Origin of the sequence: Streptomyces sp. NBC_00083, from assembly GCF_026343295.1 — a bacterium.
Classification (GTDB): Bacteria; Actinomycetota; Actinomycetes; order Streptomycetales; family Streptomycetaceae; genus Streptomyces.
The window spans coordinates 581,845-600,753 of record NZ_JAPELY010000001.1; the positions used below are offsets into that span (position 1 = coordinate 581,845).

The 18,909-nt window shown below is 72.6% G+C and carries 13 protein-coding genes; 12 read left to right on the forward strand and 1 reads right to left on the reverse strand.

Annotated features, from left to right (window positions below):
• The first annotated feature begins 88 nt into the window (after positions 1-88).
• The 3 genes from OOJ98_RS02495 to OOJ98_RS02505 all read left to right on the forward strand — a co-directional run bounded on the left by OOJ98_RS02495 (position 89) and on the right by OOJ98_RS02505 (position 4,858).
• A complete protein-coding gene (locus tag OOJ98_RS02495; protein WP_267052951.1) occupies positions 89-2,362 on the forward strand; it encodes a UvrD-helicase domain-containing protein in 2,274 nt (757 codons plus the stop codon).
• A gap of 412 nt (positions 2,363-2,774) precedes the next feature.
• On the forward strand, positions 2,775-4,208 hold the full coding sequence (locus OOJ98_RS02500; protein ID WP_267052952.1) for an NAD-dependent malic enzyme: 1,434 nt from the start codon (positions 2,775-2,777) through the stop codon (positions 4,206-4,208).
• Between the two features lie 368 nt (positions 4,209-4,576).
• Positions 4,577-4,858 carry an HU family DNA-binding protein gene (locus OOJ98_RS02505; protein ID WP_003968811.1) on the forward strand — a complete coding sequence of 94 codons (282 nt, stop codon included), beginning with the start codon at positions 4,577-4,579 and terminating at the stop codon, positions 4,856-4,858.
• A 424-nt stretch (positions 4,859-5,282) separates the two neighbouring features.
• Here the strand turns inward: OOJ98_RS02505 and murA are convergent, their stop codons facing one another.
• Complete coding sequence (murA, locus tag OOJ98_RS02510) at positions 5,283-6,623, reverse strand: UDP-N-acetylglucosamine 1-carboxyvinyltransferase (RefSeq protein WP_120723134.1); 1,341 nt, start codon at positions 6,621-6,623, stop codon at positions 5,283-5,285.
• A 223-nt stretch (positions 6,624-6,846) separates the two neighbouring features.
• Here murA and OOJ98_RS02515 point away from each other — a divergent pair, with 223 nt between their 5' ends.
• From OOJ98_RS02515 to OOJ98_RS02555, 9 genes are all read left to right on the forward strand, one after another.
• The gene (locus OOJ98_RS02515) at positions 6,847-7,446 is read left to right on the forward strand and encodes a YqgE/AlgH family protein (protein ID WP_267052953.1); all 600 of its coding nucleotides are present in this window, start codon (positions 6,847-6,849) and stop codon (positions 7,444-7,446) included.
• Positions 7,447-7,536: 90 nt separating this feature from the next.
• Entirely contained in the window at positions 7,537-7,824 is a 288-nt protein-coding gene (locus OOJ98_RS02520; RefSeq protein WP_267052954.1) for a DUF3039 domain-containing protein, read from the forward strand.
• A gap of 233 nt (positions 7,825-8,057) precedes the next feature.
• Positions 8,058-9,359, forward strand: coding sequence for an extracellular solute-binding protein (locus OOJ98_RS02525; RefSeq protein WP_267052955.1), 1,302 nt, complete (start codon positions 8,058-8,060; stop codon positions 9,357-9,359).
• A gap of 23 nt (positions 9,360-9,382) precedes the next feature.
• Positions 9,383-10,345, forward strand: a complete 963-nt coding sequence (locus OOJ98_RS02530) for a carbohydrate ABC transporter permease (RefSeq protein ID WP_267055482.1) — start codon at positions 9,383-9,385, stop codon at positions 10,343-10,345.
• Positions 10,342-11,208, forward strand: coding sequence for a carbohydrate ABC transporter permease (locus tag OOJ98_RS02535; protein WP_267052956.1), 867 nt, complete (start codon positions 10,342-10,344; stop codon positions 11,206-11,208). Before OOJ98_RS02530 ends, OOJ98_RS02535 begins: the two co-directional genes overlap by 4 nt.
• Positions 11,209-11,575: 367 nt before the next feature.
• Complete coding sequence (locus OOJ98_RS02540; RefSeq protein WP_267052957.1) at positions 11,576-13,243, forward strand: beta-N-acetylhexosaminidase; 1,668 nt, start codon at positions 11,576-11,578, stop codon at positions 13,241-13,243.
• 334 nt (positions 13,244-13,577) lie between these two features.
• Positions 13,578-14,477 (forward strand): xanthine dehydrogenase family protein subunit M, encoded by a 900-nt coding sequence (locus tag OOJ98_RS02545; protein WP_267052958.1) that lies wholly within the window; start codon positions 13,578-13,580, stop codon positions 14,475-14,477.
• The gene (locus OOJ98_RS02550) at positions 14,474-16,243 is read left to right on the forward strand and encodes a (2Fe-2S)-binding protein (RefSeq protein WP_267052959.1); all 1,770 of its coding nucleotides are present in this window, start codon (positions 14,474-14,476) and stop codon (positions 16,241-16,243) included. Before OOJ98_RS02545 ends, OOJ98_RS02550 begins: the two co-directional genes overlap by 4 nt.
• Positions 16,240-18,552, forward strand: coding sequence for a xanthine dehydrogenase family protein molybdopterin-binding subunit (locus tag OOJ98_RS02555; protein WP_267052960.1), 2,313 nt, complete (start codon positions 16,240-16,242; stop codon positions 18,550-18,552). Before OOJ98_RS02550 ends, OOJ98_RS02555 begins: the two co-directional genes overlap by 4 nt.
• The last annotated feature ends 357 nt before the right edge of the window (positions 18,553-18,909 follow it).

The following is an 18,909-nucleotide window of genomic DNA, read 5'->3' on the forward strand; positions in this document are numbered from 1 at the left end:
TGTCGATTCCGCTTCCGGTACCTCCGAATCCGCGGTGGATTCGGTCCGGGAACGCGAAATCGCTGGTGAACAGGTACATCTGGACCAGGTGTACCGCCGCCTGGAGGAGAAGATCCATGAGGCGGAGTTCCTGATGAACGACGCCGCCAAGCGCGGTCAGGTCGGCACGCCAGGCGCGCTCGCCGAACGGGACGCCCAGGTCTTCCGGGCGGGGGTCCATCTCAACCGTCTCAACAACGAGTTCGAGGACTTCCTCTTCGGCCGGATCGACCTGCTGCTCGGCGAGGACGGCAAGAAGGGACCGGACGGCGCGTACACCTCGGTCGAGCCCGCCGAGGACGCCGTGCGTCCCGACGGCACGGCCGACATCGCCGAGACGCTGCACATCGGCCGGATCGGCGTCCTGGACTCCGACTACTCGCCGCTCGTCATCGACTGGCGGGCGCCGGCCGCGGCGCCGTTCTACCGCTCGACCCCGGTCGACCCCGGCCGTGTCGTACGCCGTCGCGTCATCCGCTCCAAGGGCCGCAAGGTGCTCGGCGTCGAGGACGACCTGATGCGCCCCGAGCTCACGGCGACCCTGAACGGCGCCGGGCTGCCCGTCATCGGCGACGGCGCCCTGATGGCGGCGCTCGGCCAGGCCCGCAGCCACACCATGCGGGACATCGTCGCCTCCATCCAGGCCGAGCAGGACATGGTGATCCGGGCGCCCGCCGCCTCCGTCACCTACGTCGAGGGCGGCCCCGGCACCGGCAAGACCGCCGTCGCGCTGCACCGCGCGGCCTACCTGCTCTACCAGGACCGGCGCCGCTACGCGGGCGGCATCCTGATCGTCTCGCCGACGCCGCTGCTCGTCTCGTACACCGAGGGCGTGCTGCCCTCGCTCGGCGAGGAGGGCCAGGTCGCGATCCGCGCGGTCGGCAACCTGGTGGACGGCGCGGAGGCCACCGCGTACGACGAACCCGCGGTCGCCCGCGTCAAGGGCTCGTCCCGCATGCTCCACGTGCTGCGCAAGGCCGCCAGGGGTGCCCTCGAAGGGCCTGGGGAGCGCCCCGCACGGTCCAGACGGCGCGGCGGCGAACAGCTCGCCCTCGGCGAGCAGGAGCCCGCGCAGCGGCTGCGGGTCGTCGCGTTCGGCGCCCGCGTCGAGCTGGAGGCCGACGAGCTGCGGCGCATCCGCCAGACCGTGCTCAGCGGCACCGCGCCCGTCAACCTGCTGCGCCCGCGCGCCCGCAGGCTCCTGCTCGACGCGCTGTGGTCCAGGTCCGGCGCCAACGGCCGCCACACCGACCCGGAGCTCGCCGCCGAACTGCGCTCCTCCTTCGACGACGACATCGCCTCCGAGGACGCCTTCATCGCCTTCCTCGACGCCTGGTGGCCGGAGCTGACCCCGCGCGGGGTGCTCGCCGCGATGGCCGACGAGCGGCGCCTCGCGCGCTGGTCCCGCCGGGTCCTCAACCAGGGCGAGGTGCGCCGCCTGGCCCGCTCGCTGGCCCGCGCCGCCGAGGGCGCATACTCGGTGCACGACGTGGCCCTGCTCGACGAGCTGGAGACGCTGCTCGGCGCCCCGGCCCGGCCCCGGCGCAAGCGCGAGTACGACCCGCTGGACGCGCTCACCGGCCTCGAAGAGCTGATGCCGCACCGCGAGGAGACCCAGCGCGAGCGCGCCGAGCGGCTGGCGCTCGAACGCACCGAGTACGCGCACGTCATCGTCGACGAGGCGCAGGACCTCACGCCGATGCAGTGGCGCATGGTCGGCCGGCGCGGGCGTACCGCCACCTGGACGATCGTGGGCGACCCCGCGCAGTCGTCCTGGTCCGACCCGGACGAGGCGGCCGCGGCCCGCGACGAGGCGCTCGGCAGCCGCCCGCGCCGCCGCTTCGAGCTGACCGTCAACTACCGCAACCCCGCCGAGATCGCCGAACTGGCCGCCAAGGTGCTGGAGTTGGCGATGCCGGGCATGAAGTCGCCGGCCGCCGTCCGCTCCACGGGCGTCGAGCCCCGGTTCGCGGTCGTGCGCGACGGTGACCTCGCCCGCTCGGTGCGCGAGGAGGCGGCGCGCCTGCTCGACCAGGTGGACGGCACGGTCGGCGTGGTCGTCGCGATGCGGCGCCGCGAACAGGCCGCGCGCTGGCTCGCGGCGCTCGGCGACCGCGTGGTGGCGCTCGGCAGCCTGGAGGCCAAGGGGCTGGAGTACGACGCCACGGTGGTCGTGTCGCCGGCCGAGATCGCGGACGAGTCCCCGGCCGGACTGCGGGTGCTGTACGTGGCGTTGACCCGGGCGACGCAGCAGCTCACGGTCGTCTCCGGGGACCGGGACGAGCCCGACGTGGACGGGGTGCCGGACCTGCTCCGCGATTAAATTCCGGGTCAACTCGCGATGCGGGGATCACTTCCCGGGGTGGTTTGTTAGCCTGGTTGTGGCACCGGCTCGATCCAAGCCCCCGGGCCCAACCTTAGTCGCTCAGAGCGACCACTTGCCGCGAGGCGAGCATGGCGGGCCGGTGTCATCAACGTGAGCGACAGGCCCACGTCATCTTCGGATGGCGTGGGCCTGTTGTCGTTGACGGGGGCCTCCGGCGGGGCCTCCTGCGGGGGTCTTCCGGTTGGGGCTTCCGCCGGACCACCACTTTCTCGTATGGTGGAAACAACTTTCCGAAAAGGGTTGCCCATTATCGGCTACCAGCCAGTAGGTGCGACCATCGGATGGCACCGCCGCGCCACAGCCGGGGCGGTGCTAGCAACGAAGCTAGGGAAAGCAGAGGAACACGGTCATGGCAACGGCGCCCAGCGTCTCGTACTCGATGACGGTCCGCCTTGAGGTGCCCGCCAGCGGCACGGCGGTATCCCAGCTCACCACGGTGGTCGAGTCCTCGGGCGGTTCGGTGACCGGCCTCGACGTGACCGCCTCCGGCCACGAGAAGCTGCGCATCGACGTCACCATCGCGGCCACCTCCACCTCGCACGCCGACGAGATCGTCGAGGAGCTGCGCCGCATCGAGGGCGTCACCCTCGGCAAGGTCTCCGACCGTACGTTCCTGATGCACCTCGGCGGCAAGATCGAGATGCAGTCGAAGCACCCCATCCGCAACCGTGACGACCTCTCGATGATCTACACCCCGGGTGTCGCCCGGGTGTGCATGGCGATCGCCGAGAACCCCGAGGACGCCCGGCGCCTGACCATCAAGCGGAACACCGTCGCAGTCGTGACGGACGGCTCCGCGGTGCTCGGCCTCGGCAACATCGGCCCGATGGCCGCCATGCCGGTCATGGAGGGCAAGGCGGCCCTCTTCAAGCGCTTCGCCGACATCGATGCCTGGCCGATCTGCCTGGACACCCAGGACACCGACGCCATCGTCGAGATCGTCAAGGCGATCGCCCCCGGCTTCGCGGGCATCAACCTGGAGGACATCTCCGCGCCGCGCTGCTTCGAGATCGAGGCCCGGCTGCGCGAGGCCCTCGACATCCCCGTCTTCCACGACGACCAGCACGGCACCGCGATCGTGGTGCTCGCCTCGCTGACCAACGCCCTGCGCGTGGTGGGCAAGGGAATGGGTGACGTACGGGTCGTCATGTCCGGCGCCGGCGCGGCCGGTACGGCCATCCTCAAGCTGCTGCTCGCCGCCGGTGTCAAGAACGCGGTCGTCGCCGACATCCACGGCGTGGTGCACGCGGGCCGCGCCGACCTCGTCGACGCGGACCCCGAGTCGCCGCTGCGCTGGATCGCCGACAACACCAACCCCGAGGGCCTCACCGGCACCCTGAAGGAGGCTGTGGTCGGCGCCGACGTCTTCATCGGCGTCTCCGCCCCCAACGTCCTGAACGGCGACGACGTCGCCGCGATGGCCGACGGAGCGATCGTGTTCGCGCTCGCGAACCCGGACCCCGAGGTCGACCCGGCGATCGCCCGCGAGACCGCGGCCGTTGTCGCCACCGGCCGTTCGGACTTCCCCAACCAGATCAACAACGTGCTGGTCTTCCCGGGTGTCTTCCGCGGCCTGCTGGACGCGCAGTCCCGCACCGTCAACACCGAGATGATGCTGGCCGCGGCCGGAGCCCTCGCCGACGTCGTCGCCGAGGACGAGCTGAACGCGAACTACATCATCCCGTCGGTCTTCAACGACAAGGTGGCCGGAGCGGTCGCCGGAGCGGTCCGCAACGCCGCCAAGGCCGCGGGTGCCGCTGTGACGGGCCCCACGTCGGCCTGAGCTACGGCGCGTCGCGGGATGCGGGCCCAGTAACGCCCCCTTAGGGTGGCGGACCATGACCCGCATCCGCACCGGCCCCGGCCCGGGAGTCCTCACCCTGTCGACGGAGCGTCACCTTGATGAGGCAGTGGCGCTTTTCGTGTGACTGAGGGTGACCCGGGAGAGTGCCGGATTGGCTTTCCCGCCGTAGGTGGGGGCAGGATGCTTCCCCAAGGACTTCGTCCAGGGGGGACCCCCAGGACGCGAGGGTCGTGACCCGGGTGCGGGGACTGTCCGAGGGCCCTGGCAGCATCGGCTTCGCTGTACCCAACATGCGGCTTCCGCCGCGTGGCACGCCTCACAGGCAAGAAGAACACGGGAGTAAGAACATGAACCGCAGTGAGCTGGTGGCCGCGCTGGCCGACCGCGCCGAGGTGACCCGCAAGGACGCCGACGCCGTGCTGGCCGCTCTCGCCGAGACCGTCGGCGAGATCGTCGCCAAGGGCGACGAGAAGGTCACCATCCCCGGCTTCCTGACCTTCGAGCGCACCCACCGTGCCGCTCGTACCGCTCGTAACCCGCAGACCGGCGACCCGATCAACATCCCGGCCGGCTACAGCGTGAAGGTCTCGGCGGGCTCGAAGCTCAAGGAAGCCGCCAAGGGCAAGTAAGCGGTCCTTGCTCTGCAAGGTCGCTCAGCAGCAAACGCTGAGGGCGGCCACCCTGTTCACAGGGTGGCCGCCCTTTCGCGTGCCGCGTGCTCTCTTCGCCTGCGGACCGTGCGCGGCCGGTCGCGCAGTTCCCCGCGCCCCTGACGCCCCGGCCCGGCAGAGTGCCTCGCTGAGGCATCCTCAGCCCGTCGGGCGTTGATCCGGCGCCCTGCTGAGGCATCCTCAGCCCGTCGGGCGTTGATCCAGCGCCCTGCTGAGGCATCCTCAGCCCGTCCGGCGTTTGAGGACGAGCGCCCTTCAGGCGCGAACGGGGTCTGGGGCGGAGCCCCAGGAGCCCCGCTTTCGTCTGCGGGCCGTGCTGGGGCACCCGCGCAGTTCCCCGTGCCCCGGGCGGCGTCGGCCCCGGCGGGGTGTCCTGCTGGAGCTAGACCAGGGAGCCGTTGGGGAGTTCCACCTTCGCGCCGAGGCTCTCCAGCTTCTCCATGAAGTTCTCGTACCCCCGGTTGATGAGGTCGATCCCGTGCACCCGGGACGTCCCCTGCGCCGCCAACGCGGCGATGAGGTAGGAGAACCCGCCCCGCAGGTCCGGGATGACCAGATCGGCGCCCTGGAGCTTCGTGGGCCCGCTCACGACCGCCGAGTGGAGGAAGTTGCGCTGACCGAAGCGGCAGTCCGAGCCGCCCAGGCACTCCCGGTACAGCTGGATGTGCGCCCCCATCTGGTTGAGCGCCGAGGTGAAGCCGAGCCGCGACTCGTACACCGTCTCGTGGACGATCGAGAGCCCGGTGGCCTGCGTGAGGGCGACGACCAGCGGCTGCTGCCAGTCCGTCTGGAAGCCCGGGTGGACGTCCGTTTCGAGGGCGATGGACTTGAGCGAGCCCCCGGGGTGCCAGAAGCGGATGCCCTCGTCGTCGATCTCGAAGGCGCCCCCCACCTTCCGGTAGGTGTTCAGGAACGTCATCATCGAGCGCTGCTGAGCGCCGCGGACGTAGATGTTGCCCTCGGTCGCCAGCGCGGCGGACGCCCACGAGGCGGCCTCCAGGCGGTCCGAGAGGGCGCGGTGGGTGTAGCCGCCGAGGGTGTCGACACCGGTGACCCGGATGGTCCGGTCGGTGTCCATGGCGATGATCGCGCCCATCTTCTGCAGCACGCAGATGAGGTCCTCGATCTCCGGCTCGACCGCCGCGTTGGACAGCTCGGTCACGCCCTCCGCGAGCACGGCCGTCAGGAGCACCTGCTCGGTCGCGCCGACCGAGGGGTACGGCAGCGTGATCTTGCAACCGCGAAGCCGCTGCGGGGCCTCCAGGTACTGGCCGTCCGCCCGCTTCTCGATGGTCGCGCCGAACTGGCGCAGCACCTCGAAGTGGAAGTCGATGGGCCGGCCGCCGATGTCGCAGCCGCCGAGGCCCGGGATGAAGGCGTGACCCAGACGGTGCAGCAGCGGGCCGCACAGCAGGATCGGGATCCGGGAGGAACCCGCGTGCGCGTCGATGTCGGCCACGTTGGCGGACTCGACGTGGGAGGGGTCGAGGATCAGCTCGCCCGGCTCGTCGCCGGGGCGGACCGTGACGCCGTGCAGCTGCAGCAGGCCCCGTACGACGCGCACGTCGCGGATGTCGGGCACGTTGCGCAGTCTGCTCGGGCCGCTGCCGAGGAGGGCGGCGACCATCGCCTTCGGCACGAGGTTCTTCGCGCCGCGGACGCGGATCTCGCCCTCAAGCGGGGTTCCGCCGTGGACAAGCAGTACATCGTCAGTGCCGGTCATGAATCTCGCGTTCCGGAGTCGTCGGGCAGGGGGCAGGGATAAAGGGTAAGGGGCTTTTACCCCTGCCCCGTAAGGCCAGGGACGGTTCACGTACGTAATGAATTCGCTACAGCACGCTCCGCGCAGGTCAGCTCTGCGGAGGGTCACGACCGTGCGCGCTTTCCGGCCCGCGTGGCGGACGCCCCGTCTCCCGCGCGGGCCGGTTATGCGGGATCATGTCGGCATGACCGAGGTGTCCTCGCTCACAGGGCGGCTGCTCGTCGCGACTCCCGCCCTGGCGGATCCGAACTTCGACCGCGCGGTGGTGCTGCTCCTCGACCACGACGAGGAGGGCACGCTCGGCGTGGTCCTGAACCGTCCGACGCCGGTCGGCGTCGGCGACATCCTGGAATCCTGGGCGGAGCTCACGGGCGAGCCGGGGGTGGTGTTCCAGGGCGGCCCTGTCTCGCTCGACTCGGCGCTGGGCGTCGCGGTGATCCCCGGCGACGACGGCCCTTCCCCAGGCTCCCGGCACCGGTCGGGCAGGGGAGACCCCATTGGCTGGCGCCGGGTGTACGGGGCGATCGGCCTGATCGACCTGGAGACGCCGCCGGAGCTGCTCGCGGCGGCGCTCGGCTCGCTGCGGATCTTCGCCGGGTACGCCGGCTGGGGGCCGGGCCAGCTGGAGGACGAGCTCTCCGAGGGGGCCTGGTACGTGGTCGAGTCGGAGCCCGGCGACGTGTCGTGCCCGGAGCCGGAGGGCCTGTGGCGGGCGGTGCTCCGCCGCCAGCGCAGCGAGCTCGCGATGGTGGCCACCTATCCGGACGATCCCTCGCTCAACTGACCCCCGGCAGGGCCTCGCGGCCGCCACCGGGACGGACAGGCGGCGACGCCCCTCCACTCAATCCGGTCGCCTTCAGTACCCTTGGTGGTTATGAGCACTCTTGAGCCCGAGCGCGGGGCAGGTACGGGGACCCTCGTAGAGCCGACACCCCAGGTGTCGAACGGCGACGGCGACCACGAGCGCTTCGCCCACTACGTCCAGAAGGACAAGATCATGGCGAGCGCGCTCGACGGCACGCCCGTCGTCGCGCTCTGCGGCAAGGTCTGGGTGCCGGGGCGCGACCCGAAGAAGTACCCGGTCTGCCCGATGTGCAAGGAGATCTACGAGTCCATGAGCGCCGGCGGCGACAAGGACAAGGGCGGCAAGGATAAGAAGTAGCGCGCGAGCGGTAGCGCGCCCAGCAGCGCTTCCTGCTGGAACAACGGCCCCCGGGGTGTGCGTCACGCACACCCCGGGGGCCGTTTTGTGTCGGTCGGTGCCCCTGGGTTGTCCAGACCTCTTGCCGTGGCCTTTGCCTCCGCCATAACCTCCTCCCTGTTGTGCAGTATGCGAAACGCTTGTTGCGTATGTTGCAACGCCTGGGGAGGATTTCTGTCGTGAAGCTGCCCGAGATGTCTCAGCTCTCTGCCCGAACCGCCGCGCCGCTGGCGGCACTTGCCCTCGTCGCTCTCGCCGCGTGCGCCCCGCAGACATCGGGACCCGGGGCGAAGGGCGACGACAAGAGCGGCACCCTGCGGGTCTGGCTCTTCCAGGAGGTGAGCAACGGGCCCAAACAGAAGGTGGTGGACAAGGCCGTGGCCGCCTTCGAGCAGGCCCACCAGGGCGCCGACGTGAAGGTCGAGTACATACCCGTCGACACCCGCGCCCAGCGGATCAAGGCCGCCTTCAACGACCCCGGCTCCGCTCCCGACCTCATCGAGTACGGCAACACCGACACCGCCGGTTACGTGAAGGACGGCGGACTCGCCGACGTCAGCGCCGAGTTCGCGGCCTGGGACGAGGCGAAGGACACCGACCCGACCGCCAGGCAGTCCGTCACCGTCGGCGGAAAGGTCTACGGCGCCCCGCTGTTCGTCGGCGTACGCGCCCTCTACTACCGCACCGACATCCTCAAGGACCTCGGCGTCGCCGTGCCGAAGACCCAGGACGAGCTGATCGCGACCGCCAAGAAGATCCACCGGGCCGACCCCGGCCTGTACGGGCTCGCGGTGGGCGGCGCCTACACCTACGGCGCGCTCCCGTTCCTCTGGGCCAACGGCGGCGAACTGGCCACCGAGAACGGCGGGAAGTACACCTCGGCCGTCGACGCAGAGGCCGCCCGCAAGGGCATCACCGCCTACACCTCGCTCTTCGGCGACGACAACTGCCCCGCCGCCAAGTGCGCCCAGATGGGCGGCAACGCCACCGTCACCGCGTTCGCGAACGGCAAGGCGGCCATGGCGATCGGCGGCGACTTCAACCACGCCGCCGTCGAGGCGGGCACGATCAAGGGCAAGTACGCCGTCGTGCCGCTGCCGGGCCTGACCCCCGGCTCGGTGGCCCCGGCCTTCGCCGGCGGCAACAACATCGGCGTACTGAAGAGCAGTTCGCACCGCACGCTCGCCGTCGGCCTCATGGAGCAGCTCACCGGCAAGGCGACCCAGCGCGAGATGTTCGACGCGATGGGCTTCCTGCCGACCTACACCGACGTACGGGCCGACGTCGCGAAGAAGCAGCCCTTCGTCGAGCCCTTCGTCCGCACCCTGGCCGCGGGCGCCAAGTTCGTACCCGCGTCGCCCGGTTGGGGCCAGATCGACTCCTCGCTCGTGCTGCCCACGATGTTCCAGGAGGTCGTCAGCGGCAAGAAGGACGTGGCGGCGGCCTCGTCGGACGCGGCGAAGAAGATGAACGAGGCGTTCGGAGCGGCGGGTTGAGCTCATCCACGGGCCTCGGCCGGATCGAACCGTCGGCCGCCGAGCGGGGCGCGGCCCGGACGGCACCGGCCCCGAAGGCACCGCGCCGACGCCCGCGCGGCCACCCGCTCGGCGGGTCCCGCTGGACCCCGTGGCTCTACCTGGCCCCCGCCCTCGCCGTCCTCGCCGCGCTGCTCGTCTACCCGGTCTACCAACTCGGCCTGATCTCCTTCCTCCAGTACACCCAGGCCCAGGTCAGCGGCGGCGAACCGACCAGCTTCCAGGGCCTGGACAACTACGCCACGCTGTTCTCCGACAGCCAGTTCTGGTCGGTCCTGCTCGCCACGCTCGTCTTCGCGGCGGCCTGCGTCATCGGCACCCTCGCGGTCGGCTGCACGCTGGCCGTGCTCCTGACGCGCGTACGCGCACTGCCGCGGCTCGCGCTGATGCTGGCCGCGCTCGGCGCCTGGGCGACCCCCGCGATCACCGGCTCCACGGTGTGGATGTTCCTCTTCGACCCCGACTTCGGCCCGGTCGACCGCCTCCTCGGCCTCGGCGACCACTCCTGGACGTACGGGCGCTACAGCGCGTTCCTGCTCGTCCTGCTCGAAGTCGTGTGGTGCTCGTTCCCGTTCGTGATGATCACCGTGTACGCCGGGATCCGCGCCATCCCCGGCGAGGTCCTTGAGGCGGCCGCCCTCGACGGCGCCTCGCAGTGGCGCATCTGGCGCTCCGTCACGGCGCCGATGCTCCGCCCGATCCTCACGGTCGTCACGATCCAGTCCGTCATCTGGGACTTCAAGGTGTTCACACAGATCTACGTCATGACCAACGGCGGCGGCATCGCGGGACAGAACCTGGTCCTCAACGTGTACGCCTACCAGAAGGCGTTCGCGTCCTCGCAGTACAGCCTCGGCTCGGCGATCGGCGTGGTCATGCTGCTGATCCTGCTGGCGGCGACGCTGGTCTACCTGCGGGTGCTGCGCCGGGGCGGTGAGGAGCTGTGAGGGCCGGACGCCGTACGGGCGCCTGGGCCGGGGTGCTCCGCATCCGCCGGCCGGGGCGGCTCGCCGCGGAGGCGGGCGCGCTGCTCGTGGCCGTGGTGGTCGCCTTCCCCCTGTACTGGATGGTCCTGTCCGCCTTCAAGCCGGCGGGGGAGGTGCAGTCGGCCCACCCGCGGCCCTGGACGCTCTCCCCCTCCCTCGACTCCTTCCGGCGGGTCTTCACCCAGGAGGACTTCGGGCGGTACTTCCTCAACAGCCTCCTCGTCGCGGGCAGCGTGGTCGTCCTCTCCGCGCTGATCGCCTTCCTCGCGGCGACGGCGGTGGCCCGCTTCCGCTTCAGGTTCCGCACCACGCTGCTGATCATGTTCCTGGTGGCGCAGATGGTGCCGGTCGAGGCGCTGACGATCCCGCTGTTCTTCCTCATGCGGGACCTGGGGCAGCTCAACACCCTGGGGTCGCTGATCCTGCCGCACCTCGCGTTCTCGCTGCCCTTCGCGATCTGGATGCTGCGGGGGTTCGTGAAGGGGGTGCCGGTCGCCCTGGAGGAAGCGGCGGCCCTCGACGGCGCGAGCCGCACGCGGTTCCTGTGGCAGATCCTGTTCCCGCTGGTCTTCCCCGGGCTCGTGGCGACGAGCGTCTTCTCCTTCATCTCCGCGTGGAACGACTTCCTGTTCGCGAAGTCCTTCATCATCAGCGACACGTCGCAGTCGACGCTGCCGATGGCCCTGCTGGTCTTCTTCAAGCCGGACGAGAACGACTGGGGCGGAATCATGGCGGGGTCCACGGTGATGACGCTGCCGGTGCTCGTGCTCTTCGTACTGGTGCAGCGGAGGCTGGTCCTGGGGGTGGGCGGTGCGGTCAAGTGAGCCGGGGGGTTTGCCCACCCACCGGCCCGTGCGGCTACGTGTGGGTGCCGCTCCCCGGGGCTCCGCCCCGGACCCCGACGCGCTTCCCCACCCGCCCGCCTGTGCGGCGGCGTTGGACGGCGCGGCCACCTGGGGCTCCGCCCCGGACCCCGTTCGCGCCTTGAGGGCGCTCGTCCTCAAACGCCGGACGGGCTGATTGTGCCGCCCGGCGCCCAGTAGTCCAGGGGCGCGGGGAACTGCGCGAGCGGCCCCCCACGGTCCGCGCCCGAACGTGAACCTCCCGCCCCCGGAGGGTCTCGGGAAGGGGCGGGGTGGGGGAATCTCCCGCCCCGCCCGACCCACCCGCACCATCGAAAGGAACCACCCCGTGGACGACCACACCCTCATCCCCGCCCCGCGCACCATCCACCCCGCGCCCGCCCGCAGCGCCCCCTCCGCCCTCACCCCCGCCACCACCCTCCACACCACCCCCGACACCGAACCCCTCGCCGCCCTCCTGCGCGCCACGGTTGGTGCCGCGACCGGGCTCGGGCTGTCCGCGGGGGACGCGGGAGCCGACCGCGTCGTGCTGCGGGTCGACCCCGGCATCGCGCGGCGACACGGTCCCGAGGGCTACCGGCTCTCCACGGACCGCTCCCTCGAAGACGTCGCCGTACTCATCGAGGGCGGCACCCCCGCCGGCGTGTTCCGCGGCATGCAGACGCTCCGTCAGCTCCTCGGCTCCGACGCCTTCCGCCGCGCCCCGCTGCACCCGCCCCGCGACGCGCGGTGGGAGCTGCCCGGCGTCACCGTCGAGGACGCGCCCCGGTTCGGCTGGCGCGGGCTCATGCTCGACGTGGCCCGGCACTTCATGCCGAAGGACGGCGTCCTGCGCTACCTCGACCTCATCGCCGCCCACAAGCTCAACGTCTTCCACTTCCACCTCACCGACGACCAGGGGTGGCGGATCGAGATCAAGCGCTACCCCAGGCTCACCGAGGTCGGCGCGTGGCGCGGGCGCACCAAGTGGGGGCACCGGGCCTCGCCCTTGTGGGACGAGAAGCCGCACGGGGGTTACTACACGCAGGACGACATCCGCGAGATCGTCGCGTACGCCGCCGAGCGGCACATCCGCGTCGTCCCCGAGATCGACCTCCCCGGCCACTCGCAGGCCGCCATCGCCGCGTACCCGGAACTCGGCAACACCGACGTCGTCGACACCGCCGCGCTCTCCGTCTGGGACACCTGGGGCGTCAACCCGAACGTCCTCGCCCCCACCGACACCACCCTCCGCTTCTACGAAGGGGTGTTGGAGGAGGTGCTCGACCTCTTCCCCGAGGACGTGTCGCCGTTCATCCACATCGGCGGCGACGAGTGCCCGAAGGAGCAGTGGCAGAAGTCGGACGTCGCGCAGGACCGCATCCGTGAACTCGGGCTCGCCGGCGAGAACGAGCTCCAGTCCTGGATCATCCGGCACTTCGACACCTGGCTCGCTGCCCGGGGGCGCCGGCTCATCGGGTGGGACGAGATCCTGGAGGGCGGCCTCGCCCCCGGCGCCGCCGTCTCGTCCTGGCGCGGCTTCGGCGCCGGGGTCGCCGCCGCCGAGGCCGGGCACGACGTGGTGATGTGCCCCGAGCAGTACGTGTACTTGGACCACCGGCAGGCCGCGGGGGAGGACGAGCCCGTGCCCATCGGCTTCGTCCGCACCCTGGAGGACGTCTACCGCTTCGAGCCCGTTCCGCCGCAGCTCGGCCCGGAGGCCGCCGCCCACATCCTGGGCACCCAGGCCAATGTGTGGACCGAGGTGATGGAGAACCAGTCCCGCGTGGACTACCAGACCTTCCCCCGTCTCGCCGCCTTCGCCGAGGTCGCCTGGAGTGCGCTGCCCGCCCCCGCCGACCGCGACTTCGCCGGCTTCGAACGCCGAATGACCGCCCACTACCGGCGCCTTGACGCGCTCGGCGTCGACTACCGGCCGCCGGCCGGCCCGTTGCCGTGGCAGCAGCGTCCCGGTGTGCTCGGACGCCCGATCGAGGGGGCGCCCCCAAACAGGTGAGCCCCGGCCCAAGGTGGCGGCCGGGCGGCCCGCGCCCTGGGACCGTGGCCCCGGGGTCCGGCCGCCCGGCCGCGACCGGCTGCGAGGAAGACCGCTGTGACCCATACCCGGCGTGCGGAACAAGGCGTACCGCATAAGTCGTACAAGGCTTGCGAAACCGGAACATTCCCCAGGTCGGGGACGGAAACGCGCTTCGTGGACCCTCCCGTCGGCCGGTACGGAAGATGTGCCAGAGTTGCCACGTCCGGGCTGTGAGCACGTACGGTACGGCCATCAGCAGGTGGCCACAGACGGCACAGTCGTACGGCCGGGACACCGGGAAGGGGCAGCTGGGTTGACCACGCACGCACCGCAGGCGGCGCAGTCGGTGACGCTGCCTGCCTCACTGGACGAGGCCGTGGCGGCGCTCGCGGCCATGCCTGCCGCCGTGCCCGTCGCGGGCGGCACCGACCTGATGGCGGCCGTCAACCGGGGCCTGCTGCGCCCCGCCGGCCTCGTGGGACTCGGCCGCATCAACGAGATCCGCGGCTGGCAGTACCAGGACGGCCACGCCCTGCTGGGCGCCGGGCTCACGCACGCGCGGATGGGGCGCCCCGACTTCGCGGCGCTCATCCCGGCGCTCGCCGCCGCCGCGCGCGCCGCGGGCCCCCCGCAGATCCGCAACGCCGGCACCCTCGGCGGCAACATCGCATCGGCCGCCCCGACCGGCGACGCGCTGCCCGTGCTCGCCGCACTCGAAGCCACCCTCGTCATCGCGGGCCCCGACGGCGCCCGCCGCGAGATCCCCGTGTCGCATCTGCTCGCCGGCCGCGACATGCTCGCCCCGGCCGAGTTGATCGGATATGTCCGGGTGCCTCTGCTGCACGCTCCCCAAGTTTTCCTCAAGGCGACGGGCCGCACCGGCCCCGGCCGCGCCACCGCGTCGGTCGCCGTCGTCCTCGACCCGGCCCGGCGCGGCGTGCGCTGCGCGGTCGGCGCCATCGCGCCGATGCCGCTGCGCCCCCTCGAAGCCGAGCACTGGATCGCCTCGCTCATCGACTGGGACGGCGAACGCGCCGCGCTCGCGCCGGAGGCGCTCGGCGCGTTCGGTGAGTACGTGGCTGCCGCCTGCATCCCGGACCCGGCGCCACCCGCGGACGGCTCACCGCCCCCGCCCCTCTCGCCCGCCGTACTGCATCTGCGGCGTACCGTCGCCGCGTTGGCCCGACGAGCACTGGGGAGGGCGCTGTCGTGACCGACCGCAACAATGAGCACGAGCCCGAGCGCGCGCCCGACCACGGGCACGAGCAGGGCCGTGCGCCCGACCACGGGCACGAGCAGGGCCGTGCGCCCGACCAGGGGCACGATCAGGGGTACGACCAGGGCTACGGCTACGGCCAGGCGCCCCGGCACGGTGCCTGGGAGCCGGTTCCGCACGGCGGCGAGTACGAACCCGACGCGACGGCGTTCGTCCAGTTGCCCCCGGACATGGACATGATGGGCGCCCCGCTGGCGGCGCCCGGCCACGGCTACGTACCGCCGATGATCGTGCCGCTCACCCCGGCCGCCGCCACGGACCCCGGCGCGACCGGTGTCTGGCGCATCCCGACGGAGCTGACCGGTCAGGGTGCGCCCGGCGCGCCCGGCACCGACCCCGCGCCCGGCGCGCAGACCGTGGTGTGGCCGGAGCCCCCCGCGCCCACGCCGCAGCCCGCCACTCCGACACAGCCGGCGCACGACCCGTCCGCGACGGCCCAGTGGAACTTCGCCGACGATCCCTCCCTCGCGGGCACCGGCCAGTGGACGATCCCGGTCGCGCAGGACGAACTCCCGGAAGAATCGGGCGAGTTCACCACGTCGTCGCTGATCGAACAGTGGGGCTCCACGCCGCCCGCCACGCTCCCGGGCGGCGCCCCCGCCCCCTGGGCCGACCAGTTCCCCGAGGCCACGCCCGAGCCCGCGCCCGCGTCTGCGGCCGATGAGTTCCCGCCCGCGCCGCAGGAGTTCACGCCGGAGCACGCGCCGGGCACGGCCGACCCCGTGGGTCCCGCGGACCCCGCCGGCCTCCCGGCTGTGCACGGCGTGCGCGATGACGCACGGCACGACCTACCCGAGCAGCACGAGACGGCTCCGCTCGCCCCTGAGGTTCCGCGGGCCCCGGCGCCCGAGCCGGCCCGGGACGAGCCCGGCGCCGAGGAGGCGGCAGGGGAGAGCCCCGTCGAGCCCGTCGCCGAGGAGGCCGCCCCGGAGCCGTCCGCCCCGGCCGGCGACCCCGGCGTACGGGAAGCCCCCGACGGCCGCACGCCGCCGGAGCTCCCGCAGGCCGCCGCCCCCGAGCCGGAACCGGAGCCGGAGGCCTCGCCGGAAGCGACACCGCCACCGGCGCCCGCGCCGGAGCCCGAGGCGGCCGTCCCGGACACCGAACCGGCCCCCGCCCACGACCTCGAACACCCCCGCGCCTCCTACGTGCTGCGCGTGAACGGCGCCGACCGGCCCGTCACCGAGGCCTGGGTCGGCGAGTCGCTGCTGTACGTGCTGCGCGAGCGGCTCGGGCTCGCCGGAGCCAAGGACGGCTGCTCGCAGGGCGAGTGCGGCGCCTGCAACGTCCAGGTGGACGGGCGGCTCGTCGCCTCCTGCCTGGTGCCCGCCGCGACCACCGCCGGGAGCGAGGTCCGTACCGTCGAGGGGCTCGCCACCGACGGCGAACCCTCCGACGTGCAGCGCGCGCTCGCCGAGAGCGGCGCCGTGCAGTGCGGCTTCTGCATCCCCGGCATGGCGATGACCGTGCACGACCTGCTCGAAGGCAACCACGCGCCCACCGAGCTCGAAACGCGCCAGGCGCTCTGCGGCAACCTGTGCCGCTGCTCCGGCTACCGCGGCGTGCTCGACGCGGTGAAGGACGTCGTGGCGGGCCGCGAGGCGGCCGGAGCCGTGGCCGACGAGGCCCGCATTCCGCACCAGGCACCCCCAGGGGCCGGCAGCGCCAAGCCCCCGCACACGCACGACGGAGGCATGGCGTGAGCAACGACGCAGCCACCGCGACGGCCGAAGGCGCCACCTCGGTGGCGGGGCCGGAGCAGCAGCCGCCCGCGCACGGGATCGGCGCGTCGCTCGCGCCCGTCGACGCGCGGTCCAAGACCGAGGGGACCTTCCCCTACGCGGCCGACCTGTGGGCCGAGGGCCTGCTGTGGGCGGCCGTGCTGCGCGCCCCGCACGCGTACGCCCGCATCGTCTCCATCGACACCGCCGCTGCCGCCGCCATGCCGGGCGTGCGGGCCGTGGTGACCCACGCCGACGTGCCGGGCGACCCGGCGTTCGGCCGCCGCATCGCCGACCGGCCCGTCTTCGCGGCCGAGTTCGTACGCCACCACGGCGAGCCCATCGCGGCCGTGGCCGCCGACCACCCCGACACCGCGCGCCTCGCGGCCGCGGCCATCGCCGTCGAGTACGAGGTGCTGGAGCCGGTCACCGACCCGGAGAAGGCGTTCGCGGCCGAACCGCTGCACCCCGACGGCAACCTGATCCGGCACATCCCGCTCCAGTACGGCGACCCCGAGGCGACCGGGGAGGTCGTCGTCGAGGGCCTGTACCGGATCGGCCGCCAGGACCCGGCCCCGATCGGCGCCGAAGCCGGCCTCGCGGTGCCGCGGCCCGACGGCGGCGTCGAGCTGTACACCGCCTCCACCGACCCGCACAGCGACCGCGACCTGGCCGCCGCCTGCTTCGGCCTGGAGCCGGACCGCGTCAAGGTCGTCGTCACCGGAGTGCCCGGCGCGACCGGCGACCGCGAGGATCTGGGCTTCCAACTCCCGCTCGGACTGCTGGCGTTGAAGACGGGCTGCCCGGTCAAGCTGACCGCGACCCGCGAGGAGTCCTTCCTCGGCCACGCCCACCGCCACCCCACCCTGCTGCGCTACCGCCACCACGCGGACGCCGAGGGCCGCCTCGTCAAGGTCGAGGCGCAGATCCTCCTCGACGCCGGCGCCTACGCCGAGGCGTCGTCGGAGTCGCTCGCCGCCGCCGTCGCGTTCGCCTGCGGCCCGTACGTCGTGCCGCACGCCTTCGTCGAGGGCTGGGCGGTGCGCACCAACAACCCGCCGTCCGGGCACGTCCGGGGCGAGGGCGCGATGCAGGTGTGCGCGGCGTACGAAGGCCAGATGGACAAGCTGGCCGCGAAGCTGGGCATCGAACCGGCCGAGCTGCGGATGCGCAACGTCCTCGCCACGGGCGACCTGCTGCCCACCGGCCAGACCGTGACCTGTCCGGCCCCGGTGGCCGAACTCCTGGGCGCGGTACGGGACTTCCCGCTGCCGACGCTGCCCAAGGACGCCCCCGAGGACGACTGGCTCCTGCCGGGCGGCCCCGAGGGCGCGGGCGAGCCCGATGCGGTGCGCCGCGGGGTCGGCTACGCGCTCGGCATGGTCCACATGCTCGGCGCCGAGGGCACCGACGAGGTCTCCACCGCCACGGTCAAGGTGCACGACGGCGTCGCCACCGTCATCTGCGCGGCCGTCGAGACCGGCCAGGGCTTCACCACGCTCGCCCGCCAGATCGTCCAGGAGACCCTGGGCATCGAGGAGGTGCACGTCGCGCCGGTCGACACCGACCAGCCTCCGGCGGGCCCCGCCACGCACGGCCGCCACACCTGGGTGTCCGGCGGCGCGGTCGAACGCGCGGCCAAGATGGTCCGCACCCAGCTGCTCCAGCCCCTGGCGCACAAGTTCGGCATGTCCACGGAGCTGCTCCAGATCGCCGACGGCAAGATCACCTCGTACGACGGTGTCCTGTCGACCACGGTCACCGAGGCCATGGACGGCAAGGAACTGTGGGCCACCGCCCAGTGCCGCCCGCACCCCACCGAGCCGCTCGACGAGACCGGGCAGGGCGACGCGTTCGTGGGGCTCGCGTTCTGCGCGATCCGCGCGGTCGTCGACGTCGACATCGAGCTCGGCTCGGTCCGCGTCGTCGAACTCGCCGTGGCCCAGGACGTCGGCCGTGTCCTGAACCCCCGCCAGCTCGCGGCGCGCATCGAGGCCGGCGTGACCCAGGGCGTGGGCGCCGCCCTCACCGAGAACCTGCGGACGTCCCGCGGCCGGATCCGCCACCCCGACCTCACCGGGTACGCCCTGCCGACCTCCCTCGACGCGCCCGACATCCGCATCGTGAAGCTGGTCGAGGAGCGCGACGTGGTCGCCCCGTTCGGCGCGAAGGCCGCGAGCGCCGTCCCGGTCGTCACCTCCCCGGCGGCGATCGCCGCCGCGGTCCGCGCGGCGACCGGCCGCCCCGTCAACCGCCTCCCGATCCGGCCGCAGGCGGCGGTGGTGCAGTAGCCTCCGGCGGGCGGGTGTGTGCGTACCGGCGGGGTTGCCCGGGGCTCCGCCCCAGACCCCGTTTCGGCCCTGGACGACCCTCGTCCTCAATCGCCGGACGGGCTGGCTGTGTGCATGCCGGGCGGCACCTATTCCGCTGGGGGCGCGGGGAACTGCGCGGGACGCGGGCACGGTCCGCAGCCGTAGGCGGGTTGCCCGGGGCTCCGCCCCAGACCCCGTTCGCGCCTTGAGGGCGCTCGTCCTCAATCGCCGGACGGGCTGGGGATGTTCGCGCTGCCCGGCATGGATCCCGCTGGGGGCGCGGGGAACTGCGCGAGACGCGGGCACGGTCCGCAGCCGTAAGCGGGTTGCCCGGGG